Annotated in this window: 8 protein-coding genes; 2 read left to right on the forward strand and 6 right to left on the reverse strand. The window is 43.1% G+C overall.

Annotated elements, in window-relative coordinates; translation table 11 throughout:
- Window positions 1-48 precede the first annotated feature (48 nt).
- From I2I13_RS00125 to I2I13_RS00150, 6 genes are all read right to left on the reverse strand, one after another.
- The gene (locus tag I2I13_RS00125) at window positions 49-2,190 is read right to left on the reverse strand and encodes a peptidylprolyl isomerase (RefSeq protein WP_099146242.1); all 2,142 of its coding nucleotides are present in this window, start codon (window positions 2,188-2,190) and stop codon (window positions 49-51) included.
- Between the two features lie 119 nt (window positions 2,191-2,309).
- Window positions 2,310-3,566: a hemolysin family protein gene (locus I2I13_RS00130; protein ID WP_099146243.1), complete on the reverse strand. Its 1,257-nt coding sequence runs from the start codon at window positions 3,564-3,566 to the stop codon at window positions 2,310-2,312.
- A 53-nt stretch (window positions 3,567-3,619) separates the two neighbouring features.
- Window positions 3,620-4,234 (reverse strand): LPS export ABC transporter periplasmic protein LptC, encoded by a 615-nt coding sequence (lptC, locus tag I2I13_RS00135; RefSeq protein ID WP_099146244.1) that lies wholly within the window; start codon window positions 4,232-4,234, stop codon window positions 3,620-3,622.
- Window positions 4,235-4,277: 43 nt separating this feature from the next.
- Window positions 4,278-5,603, reverse strand: a complete 1,326-nt coding sequence (locus I2I13_RS00140; RefSeq protein WP_099146245.1) for a hypothetical protein — start codon at window positions 5,601-5,603, stop codon at window positions 4,278-4,280.
- Between the two features lie 62 nt (window positions 5,604-5,665).
- Complete coding sequence (locus I2I13_RS00145; RefSeq protein ID WP_099146246.1) at window positions 5,666-6,979, reverse strand: outer membrane protein transport protein; 1,314 nt, start codon at window positions 6,977-6,979, stop codon at window positions 5,666-5,668.
- Complete coding sequence (locus I2I13_RS00150) at window positions 6,966-7,754, reverse strand: type III pantothenate kinase (RefSeq protein ID WP_195648658.1); 789 nt, start codon at window positions 7,752-7,754, stop codon at window positions 6,966-6,968. The genes I2I13_RS00145 and I2I13_RS00150 overlap by 14 nt, the downstream gene beginning before the upstream one ends.
- A gap of 408 nt (window positions 7,755-8,162) precedes the next feature.
- Here I2I13_RS00150 and I2I13_RS00155 point away from each other — a divergent pair, with 408 nt between their 5' ends.
- Both I2I13_RS00155 and I2I13_RS00160 read left to right on the forward strand, forming a co-directional pair.
- Entirely contained in the window at window positions 8,163-9,350 is a 1,188-nt protein-coding gene (locus I2I13_RS00155) for a DUF4105 domain-containing protein (protein ID WP_195648417.1), read from the forward strand.
- The gene (locus tag I2I13_RS00160) at window positions 9,350-10,924 is read left to right on the forward strand and encodes an alkaline phosphatase family protein (protein ID WP_148364398.1); all 1,575 of its coding nucleotides are present in this window, start codon (window positions 9,350-9,352) and stop codon (window positions 10,922-10,924) included. Before I2I13_RS00155 ends, I2I13_RS00160 begins: the two co-directional genes overlap by 1 nt.
- The last annotated feature ends 162 nt before the right edge of the window (window positions 10,925-11,086 follow it).

The raw sequence follows: 11,086 nt of genomic DNA on the forward strand, positions 1-11,086 counted from the left end.
GTGTAAATCCGTGTAATCCGTGCCTGAATATCTATTCCTATTACTTCTTTAGAAGAACAGGAAGCGTGTATCTTTTACGTTTGCTTTCAGATACAAGTCGTTCATCAGACGGCTGGCAAAACGTGCGTGCATGTTAGTCAGCGTAGCTTCTTCAGCTTTTGCGTCGAATGTTTCGTTCAACTTGTCTTTACCGTATACTTGCAATACAAATACTCCGGCGTTACCTTTAATAGGAGCACTCAACTGATTTTCCGGAGCAACAGAAGCATAAGCACCTACCAGCGGCTCGCTGCTGCGCAATGCTGACACATAAGCAGGGGCTGCAAAAGTAACCATCTTCAAAGAGTCGCTGACTGCATTAGCCATATCTTTGTACTGGTTGAATGAAGTTGCATTGGCAGCTTTCATGTCAGCCATGATCTTTTCAGCTTTCTTGTCTTTCACGATTTCAGCTCTCAACTGATCCTGTACAGCTTTTAACGGACGGTATCCTTCCGGTTTAATGCTTACCAGACCTACCACCATCAGGTGATCGCTTTCGCCACATTCGTACAAGCCGGAAACATCACCCGGTTTCGCTTTATCAAATGTCCATCTCAAAGCCTCTTTTGTACCTCTCACGCCACCGATGTTATGTTCTGAGCTGCTCAAATCCATTCTGTCGAGCAATCTGTAACCAGCTTCTTCAGCGTTAGCCACCATCTTTTCTACACTAGGGTTAGCAGCGATAAACTGGCTGAAATCATTATAAGCACGGTTGTAAGTTTCTTTGCTGAACTCTACTTCACGCTTGATAACAGCTACTTTATATTTATCTTTCACAGATTTCTTGTTAGTCACCTGAAGGATTACATTTGCTTGTCCCATCGGCAAGTTCACCAGTTCGTTCACACCTGCATTGTTGATAGCAGAGATGAATTTTAGGTTGTCACCATCTAGCTGTGCACCTTCATACTGTGCAGAAGTGATCCAGTTAGCATCACCAGTCTGGCCATATTTCTTTGCAACATCTGCAAAGTTAGCACCACCTTTAATAGCGTTATAGATACTGTCAGCCAATGTCTTTGTCTTCACTGCATCTTCTGCGTATACCTGAATCTGGCGGAATTCCACAGAGTCGGCAGCAGCAGCCTTAGCAACTACTTTGAAAGAGTTGATTGTATTGTCGGCTCCATTATAATAAGGACCATAAATAGCACCAACAGAAGCAGAGTCCAAACGTGCAACTACATCTGACGGGAAAGCTGTCTTGTTATAGAACAAGTCTACATAAGGAGCTTCCGAGCCAACCGAACGGATAAAAGAAGTATAATCATCCGTAGTGGTAGCCAACTGTGCAGTAGCTTCGTCTACTTCTTTCTGGATAGCTGCTCTGTCTTCAGCACTTGCAGTTACCTGTACATCAATATATTTGACGTCACGAGTTTCCTGATATTGCTTGAATTGTTCTTTCTTCTTGTTATACAAATCTTTCAGTTCCGATTCTTTCACTACAATTGTAGAATCTACCACAGAAGAGTAAGGAATACCAGCCATCAACACATTGTACTGGTTTACTCTTGCGTCGAAAGCATCCTGTGCTTCCACCGGGTTAGAAAGAAGAGCTTTAGAAACCAATGCCTGGTATTTTTCAGCCAGACGGCTCTGAATCAACGTTTTCTGGATGAACGACCAGTATTTATACATATTGTTGTATTGTTCAGCATACTGTGCCGGCATCTGCGACTCGCTCATCTTGGCATATTCCACGAGGAACTTGTTCAACATATCCTTGTCGAAGTTGCCTGTTTGCGGATTCTGGAAAGGAGTTTGTCTCAACAAAGGATGAACGCCAGCTTTCAGGATGTCCTGAATTTCAGCAGCAGAAACAGTCAGTCCCAGTGCTTTTGCTTCTTTTTCAACCAGTTTATTGTTTACGTAGGAACGCCATACTTCATCGCGCACCTGATTGGTTTGTTCGTCATTCAAGGCGGTCACCCCACGCATGAGTTTCACCACTTCGGTATATTCTTCTACCAAATTCTGATACTCTTGAGCGGAAAGAGCGTCTCCGTTCACCTCACCTACGTCATGTGCCTGATGCGGCTGCATCACCTTCCATGCGTCACCCGCAATGAAAGCAAACAGCGCCAAGCCGATAACAATCACCAATAGAGGTCCTTTCGACCTAATGTTTTGTAACGTTGCCATTTTGATTAATACGATTTATGTTTATTATTATTTCTTTCTTTTGTCGTTTTAGCGCACGAAGATACAAAAAATGCTAATATGCATCTATTTATTGGCTAAAAATTTCTTGATTATCGTCATTATTCCAAGACTTTTAATCGCACGAGTTCTATTTTTGTCGCTGTGACCTTAATTATCTTGAATTGATAACGTCCTACCCGCACCACTTCATGCAGCTTCGGGAAGCTCTGATATTGGTTCAGAATCAGCCCTCCTACCGTCAGATAATCGTCCGATTCGGGCAAATCAAGTCCGAACGTCTCATTGACTTTTTCTATCTCCAAGCGGGCGGACAACACATACTCGCGTTCGTCGATCTGCTTGCTGATGTAGGAAGTATTATCGTGCTCATCCTCTATATCTCCAAAGATTTCTTCCACGAGGTCTTCCAGAGATACGATGCCGGATGTTCCGCCAAATTCATCCACCACTACGGCAATCGTTTTCTTTTGCTGCATGAAGAGTTTCATCAATTTATGGGCGGACATGGTTTCGGGTACAATCGGCACTTGCTTCACATTCTCATGCCAGTTTTTCGGAGCACGAAACATTTCTGACGAATGGATATAACCCACTACATTATCGATATTTCCATCATACACAATGATCTTGGAGATTCCGGATTCGATGAAGCGGCTTTTCAACTCGTCCAGTGAAGTTGTCAGATCAACGGCCACCACTTCAGTACGGGGAACGATACAGTCACGGATTTTTATGTTCGAGAAATCCAAAGCGTTCTGGAAGATTTTCACTTCCGTATCCAGTTCTTCCTCATTCTCGGCATTATCAATACTGCTTTGCACGAAGTAATCCAAGTCTACTTTCCCAAACGCTCTATCGGACGCATCCTTGTTGACCTTCATTCCAAAGACACGAAGAAATAAGCAGGACAAACCGGAAGCCAGTTTGGAAATAGGATATAGAATGACATAACAAACAATAAGTGGAATGGCAAAAATATTCAATACCAGATTGGGATTGATTTTGAAGATTGTTTTCGGCAGAAACTCTCCGGTCACCAGAATGATAAGGGTAGAAATTATAGTCTGCGCCAGCACCATCAGAAAATGATTGTCAATGAATCCTGCCAGCAAATTATCACCGATAATCTGTGCCATCAGGATACCATAGATGACCAGGGCGATGTTATTCCCCACCAACATGGTAGAGATAAATTCATTCGGGTTCTTGAAGAAGATGGAGAGGATGCGGGACGTAATTCCCCCCTTACGTTCCATCTCAAAACGCAGTTTGTCTACCGACACAAAGGCGATCTCCATTCCTGAAAAGAAGGCGGAGAAGACCATGGTGATAATTAGAGAGATATAAATATTCATAAGTTCTGATTTACGATTAGACGATTTACGATGTACGATTGATAGTACTTCGCCTATTTCGCTGAATCTTTTTTCACTGAATCCGGCAGTGCTTTCGTTTCCGGTTGGGGCGGACCACCCGCTTCCTCATCCACATAGAAAATGCCTTCGATATTATGGATGGTATATATGGTCATTTGCTGGTTCGAGTCGAATCCATGCCCTGTAATAATTCTGTCCGGTTGTTGAATACGTATAAACTTGTCAGAATACACCTTCTGGGTAGCTTCGTTCCAGTACAGCAGTTCCGTATTAAAACGCTCTCCTTTCCGGTTCTGTATATCTACGTTCCCTATCAGCTTCCAAAGCCTTTCTTTGTCATAATAGTAGGCAGTATCCGCTTTGATACTGGCTTCTATATGAAAGATAGAGTCGAACTGTTCCAGATATACGCCTTTCTCAAAGGCCCAATAGGATGGTTTCTTACGGTCGTACACCGACCATTCTTCCGTATTCACTCTGTAGCGTGTCACTCCGGAATCGGAGATAAGGGTGGTGACTCCCAATGTTGTCATCATCGGAAGGGAATCACGTTCAGTGATGGCCTCACCCATAGCTTTCTTCTTTCCGCCACAGGAAGATAATAAAAGAAGCATAACAATCACCCCGAAGGTGATTGTTATGCTCATGCTTTTATGCAATAAACGGTTTCTTCGTTTTCGCAACATACATTTATCTAATCGTTGTAGTCTCTCCTATCCAACCGCCGATAGTGATGCGGTCGCCTTGCTTGTAACCTAACATAAATAGGTCTTTAGCTTGCGGAGTATGACCTGAATATCTACCGATCAATTTGTTAGCTTCTTCAGCTACGCTCGGATCCACTTGTTTTGCACGTTGCAGTTTATCGATCACTGCAAAGTAAGTACACTTGTTCAGAGCAGATTCGTCGCTCCAGTTAGGACTCATTGCATAAAGGTTAGCAATCAGGATATAAGGAGCACCATAATTCTCGTTGAAACCAATTGCTTTCTGGCAATAAGCTCTTGCTTGAGACAGTTTCTTGGCAGAAGCCAGTACTGCTGCAGCAGCGTATGCTTTTTCAGCCTTCTTCATATTATCTGTTTCCAGATTCACTGCTTCATCGAAGAATTTCACCGCACCGTCAATATCACCTTTCTTAAATGCCTGATAAGCACATCCGGTAGCTGCTTCTGCAGTAGGTTCTATCTTATAAGAATAGAAAGAAGCCTGTTGATAAGCGTCACTTTCAGTACATTTCATCATTTTCATGATATCGATTACTTTCTTCAAGTAAGCCAAGTCTGTTTGGTTAGCTTCTACTTTCGGTCCATAGATGCTTTGCAATGATTCACAATCAGCTGTTCCACTGTTCACAAACAAAGCAACCAAGTTGTCTTTGATACCCAGCAAAGATTTCTTTTTAGCTTCACTAGCCTCGGCTGCAATAGCAGCATCTACATATTCAGAAGCAGCCAGATAATCCTGAATGAACTGTTCTTTATGATTCGGATCCGTTTTCAGTTTATCCAAAGACATTTGCAGGAAATAGAAGATAGTTGCACCTGCCGATTCACCTTTCACAGCGTTTACAGACTGGCTCAACCATTGATAGGCCTGATTCACATCAATCTTCGGAGCAAAAGCAATATAATCTACCGCTTTGATACCCAGAGCTTCATCAACAGAAGACACTTTTGTACCTTTAGACAAGAATTCATCCGTATATTTGATACGCAGGTCATGCGTATTCATCAGTTCATTAAAATATTTCTGATAATCCGCACTATTCCGGTCTTTAATTTGTCCCATCAAGCCTTTCAGAATTTTATATCCGTCAGTAAAGGTATAGAAACGAAGCGTCGGGCAGTTTTCCAACACAGCTTTCCAAGGAGTATACGCATCTTTAAAATTACCAGCACGCACAGCTTCATGCGAAATACTACTGTTAGAGTTACAGTTAGACGCATCCTGTGCTACCACAGTGGTTGCTCCTGCCGAAAGGAACAACATAGCCACAAGCGTTTTAATTTTCATTGTATCTAAATTTTAGTTGTTATTATATAGTCGTCTATTCTCTCTCACATCGATTCATCCCATTATTCCACTCTGCGTTTGAAGAACCAACGTTCGTTGAACGTCAATCCGATACTCACGCGGAAGATATTTTCATTTACAAAAGCCGCTTCCTGTCCACTGATGCGAACAAACTGCCCGCTAATGCTAAGAATGGAACGGGAACGGGGTACAGGCAGACCGAAACCAGCAGTTACGCCATATTCACGGGTAGCCTCTTTGCCGCCGACCTTATAATACGGAGTCGTATAATAAGCTCCCAAACGGTATTTTATATGGGATAAATAGGAACGTCCAATCAAATTAGGAATGTATTCCGCACCCACTGATATTTTATGACGGTCGCAATACGTGTATGTTTCTTTAAAGTCTTCACGTACAGCTTCATCTGGTGTATTTACGTCAAATTTCGTTTTTGACCATTGTTGCAAACTATAATCCAGACCAACTGTCAGGCGTTTGTCATAGTTATATGTAAATCCGACGCCAAATGTATTAGGAACTTCAAACGTTGCATCCGGTTTCAATGTTGTAGTAGAAACCGCTGTGCCCGTAGAATTTGAAACCATTTGTGTCGTTACACTATAGTCATTACCCAATTGCAACTTCGGAGAATATATAGCTCCAATTGTCACTGAATGTTTTTTATCAATATCCAATGTATATTGTGCTCCAAAATCTAGTTTATAACTCGATACTGATGCAACCGATTGGTGATTATAATTATAAGCACCTGATACACTGGGATAATAAACGACACGTGTACGGTTTATATCTCCCCAGAAATAAGACGCATTCACACCTACCGAAAGATTTTTAAGAACCTTCACACCCAAACCGGCATATAATTGATGCAAACCTCCATCGCCAGTATAACTTCTGGCATAATCAGCCGTAGCACCGGTACTCGGATCTGTTGCAGTCTGTGTATCCGACACAGAATACCCCACATTGGAGAACGGCAGCAATCCGACACTCATCGCTATCCTAGGATGCAAACGAAATTGCATAGCCAGATAGTCAAAGCTGGAGTTTTTAGCGTTCAGTTTCACACCGCTACCGCTAATATTCATATTTTGCAGACTGACACCTCCTTCAAAGAGGAATGTCAATGAGTCAATGGCTGTATACGAAGCAGGATTCAGCGGATTGATCTGTGCTCCATCCCGAAGTCCAAAAGCAATTCCCCCCATCGCCTTGCTGTTACCGAAACTCTGATCGGACAAGTCGCCATAGCCATATCGTGTATAAGGAGAGTTTGTATTATTTTGAGCGATTGCCATTCCGGTAACCATCGTGAGCAAAAGCGCACAAAGTGTGTGTTTAAATCCTACCATTATTATAGTTTAAAATTCTATTTAATCCTTTCAACACTAAAAATCTATCTGCAAAGATGACACTTTTTACGCTGCTATCAAAAGAAAAATCATCTCCGCCCGTTAAAAAAACCAAAAGTTCAGGATATTTATGCTTCATAGACTCAATATAACCTGAAATTTCGTATTCCATCCCTTTCATCACTCCGGCACGTATAGCCGTTTCGGTGTCCCGTCCCATCGGGAGTTTGCGCCCGTTGGTATCTACCAGAGGCAAACGTCCTGTAAACTGATGAAGTGCTTTGAAACGCATTTGCATACCGGGAGAAATATTACCGCCATGATACTGACCTTTTGAGTCAATAAACTCATAAGTAATGCAAGTTCCCGCATCAATCACCAATATATCCCGATGAGGAAACTGCTCATTAGCACCCACTACGGCAGCCATACGGTCATATCCCAATGTTTCGGGAGTTTCGTACAGGTTGACAACCGGAAGCGGAGTCTGATGATTGAGCCAAAGCAAAGGAAACGGCAAAGCTGCCAAATCAGCTAATACCTTTTCGCTTAAATCAATGACAGTAGCCACAATCCCCTGTTCAACCGGATATTGGGAACAAAAAGCCTTCAAGCAACCCAACGACTGATTGGATTCAGCTACTACATCCACGATTTCTCCGCCGTCGAAGAAAGCAATCTTTGCCTTTGTATTTCCTATGTCGATTATTAAATTCAAATCTTTTGATTCTTTAGTGGGCGCAAAGGTAAAGTAAAAAAAGAAAAGTTGAAGCATAGAAGAGGAATTATCTTCTTTTTTCATTTTAGAAATCCCCAAAAACAAAAAAATCGAACTATCTATTTTTAAATAGATCAATTATCTTTTATTGTTTATTATGTATTCCACTTTGCGTTCGGCAGTCTTTTTTTATTACATCATAAACAGCTAATAAGCAATAGATTACAAGAGAAAAACAGTGTTCCAAAAAGTGTTCCACTATTTTGTAATCAATTTTCCGTTCAAGCAGAAACATTATTTCACCCCAACAGAGGCTCCATTTAAAGAAAACAGAGCCTCTGTTTAAGCTATATAGAGCCTCTGCTTGTATGAAACAGAGCCTCTATTCTGATAAAATAGAGGCTCCGTTTTCCCGAATCCAACTATTCTTCATATATTTGCCACCGAAATAAAACGAACCAGCTAATGAAACGGTTTTTCTCATACATCATCCTCTCCTTCTTCCTGTTGCTTTTGCCCGCTGGACAAGCATCTGCCAACAACAACGACTCCATCCGTTTGAGCCTGTTGACTTGTGCCCCCGGAGAGGAAATATATTCCCTGTTCGGACACACTGCCATCCGTTACGAAAATCCTTCACAAGGGATTGACGTTGTATTCAACTACGGATTGTTCAGTTTCAACACTCCCAACTTCATCTTCCGCTTCTCGCTCGGAGAAACAGACTACCAACTGGGAGCAACGGATTATGAACGTTTTGCAGCTGAATACGCATTTTTCGGACGCAGCGTATGGCAGCAAACGCTGAATCTGACCGATGAAGAAAAGACAGAACTAATCCGGCTATTACAAGAAAATTACCGTCCGGAAAACCGGGTGTACCGTTATAATTTCTTTTACGATAATTGTGCTACCCGCCCCCGGGACAAGATAGAAGAAAGCATTGCAGGAAAAGTGATTTATCCCGCAGAACCGCAGGATGGCTCCCACACTTTCCGCGACATCGTACATCAGTATTGCAAAGGACATCCGTGGGCACGTTTCGGCATCGATCTCTGTATCGGAAGTGAAGCCGATCAGCCCATCACACAACGTCAGATGATGTTTGCCCCTTTCTACCTGATGGATGCTTTCGACGGTGCACAAATTAAAGGCGATTCTATCCAGCGTCCACTCATAACGGCCAACGAACTGGTAGTCGATGCCACTCCCGAACCGGATGAAAGCAGCCGGATGCCTACTCCGCTTCAATGCTCCTTACTCTTATTTATACTGACAGCCGCCGCCACAATCTATGGAATCCGCCGGAGAACCGGATTATGGGGAATCGACCTCTTTCTTTTTGGTATGGCAGGCATTGTGGGATGCGTCCTCGCCTTCCTCGCACTCTTCTCCCAACACCCGGCAGTCAGCTCCAATTTCCTATTATTGGTATTCCATCCGGGGCAACTTTTTTTCTTGCCATACATTATATATTGTGTCCGAAAAGGAAAGAAATGTTGGTATTTAACCCTGAATCTGATGGTTTTAACACTTTTTATAGTGCTTTTTCCTGTAATTCCGCAAAGATTTGACTTTGCTGTTGTACCTTTGGCACTCGTTTTGCTGATACGTTCAGCGAGCAATCTGATTGTGACATCTAAAAAGAAATAATGAAAGGACTACTAACTTCCCTCATCACCGTACTGACTTTCACCGGGCTACAAGCCCAGTCACTGCCTGCCGCCCCTAAATTAGTAGTAGGGCTGACGATTGACCAATTACGTACGGACTATTTGGAGGCTTTTTCGTCACTCTACGGTGAGAAAGGCTTCAAACGTCTTTGGAAAGAGGGAAGAGTGTTCCATAACGCCGAATATACCTTCTGCGGTATAGACCGTGCTTCTGCCATAGCGGCTATTTATAGCGGTACGACGCCTTCCATGAACGGAATTATTTCTCAACGCTGGATGGATGCCTCTACCCTTCGCCCCGTCAACAGCACAGACGACACGGCATTTATGGGGTATTACACCGACCAGACTGTCGCCCCCACCAAACTACTGACTTCAACCATTGCCGACGAGCTTAAAATAGCGACACAAGGCAAAGGACTCGTATATGCCATTGCACCAGATTGCGATGCCGCACTTTTCGCAGCCGGACATGCCGGAAACGCTGCTTTCTGGATCAATCCCAACACCGGAAAATGGAGCGGAACCACCTATTATGGAGAGTTTCCGTGGTGGGCAAGCCAATATAACGACCGTCAAGCGATTGATTTCCGTATTGCCGGTATGACATGGGAACCTATATTTCCCCGGGGCATGTACACTTTCCTGCCAGATTGGCGGGATATGCTCTTCAAATATAAATTTGATGATGATCGCAATAACAAGTACCGCCGCTTCATCACCAGCCCTTTTGTAAACGATGAAGTGAATGCGCTTGCCGAAGAAGCATTAAACAAAAGTTCGATCGGCATGGATGACATTACTGACTTATTGGCACTCACTTACTATGCTGGAAACTATGCGCATAAATCCGTACAGGAATGTGCCATGGAAATACAAGACACCTATGTGCGTCTTGACCGCAGCATTGCCGACCTGCTCGAAGTTCTTGATAAGAAAGTAGGACTGCAAAACGTGCTTATTTTCGTCACTTCCACCGGATATATAGACAGCGAATCGCCCGATTCGGGATTGTACAAGATTCCTGGCGGAGAGTTTTATCTCAACCGTTGTGCGGCTCTATTGAATATGTACCTGATGGCTACGTATGGCGAAGGAAAGTATGTGGAAGCTCACCATAACCAGCAGATTTATCTGAATCATAAGTTATTGGAAAAAAAAGAACTGAATCTGGCAGAGATCCAACAAAAGTCAGCAGAATTCCTGATGCAGTTCAGCGGAGTGAACGAAGCCTATTCGGCTAACCGGCTATTACTGGGTTCATGGACTCCGGAAATCTACAAAATACGTAACGGCTACCACCGCAAACGTTCGGGTGACCTCGTAATCGACGTCCTCCCCGGATGGACGATCGTCAACGAGAACGGCGGCGACAACAAAGTGGTACGTCATTCTTATATTCCCTCACCGCTGATTTTCATGGGACATTCCGTGAAACCGGCCATTATCCAGACACCTGTAACCATTGACCATATTGCGCCTACACTGGCACATTTTATGCGCATCCGGGCTCCCAACGCCTGTACTTCTGCTCCTATTACCGACCTTCGGTAAAAATTTACTCACAAAAACAGGGAGCAAAACATAAATAAATCAGCATTTTAATGTAACTTTGCGGAGGTTTCTTGATATAAAGATTCCCCAACGCGGATTAACGCAGATTTATGCGGATTAAAAAAAATCCAATTTAATCTTTCCTTTAACCTGCGTAAATCT

The sequence above is a fragment of the Bacteroides sp. D55t1_190419_B8 genome, from assembly GCF_015558905.1.
In the GTDB taxonomy this organism is placed as follows: Bacteria; Bacteroidota; Bacteroidia; order Bacteroidales; family Bacteroidaceae; genus Bacteroides; species Bacteroides vicugnae.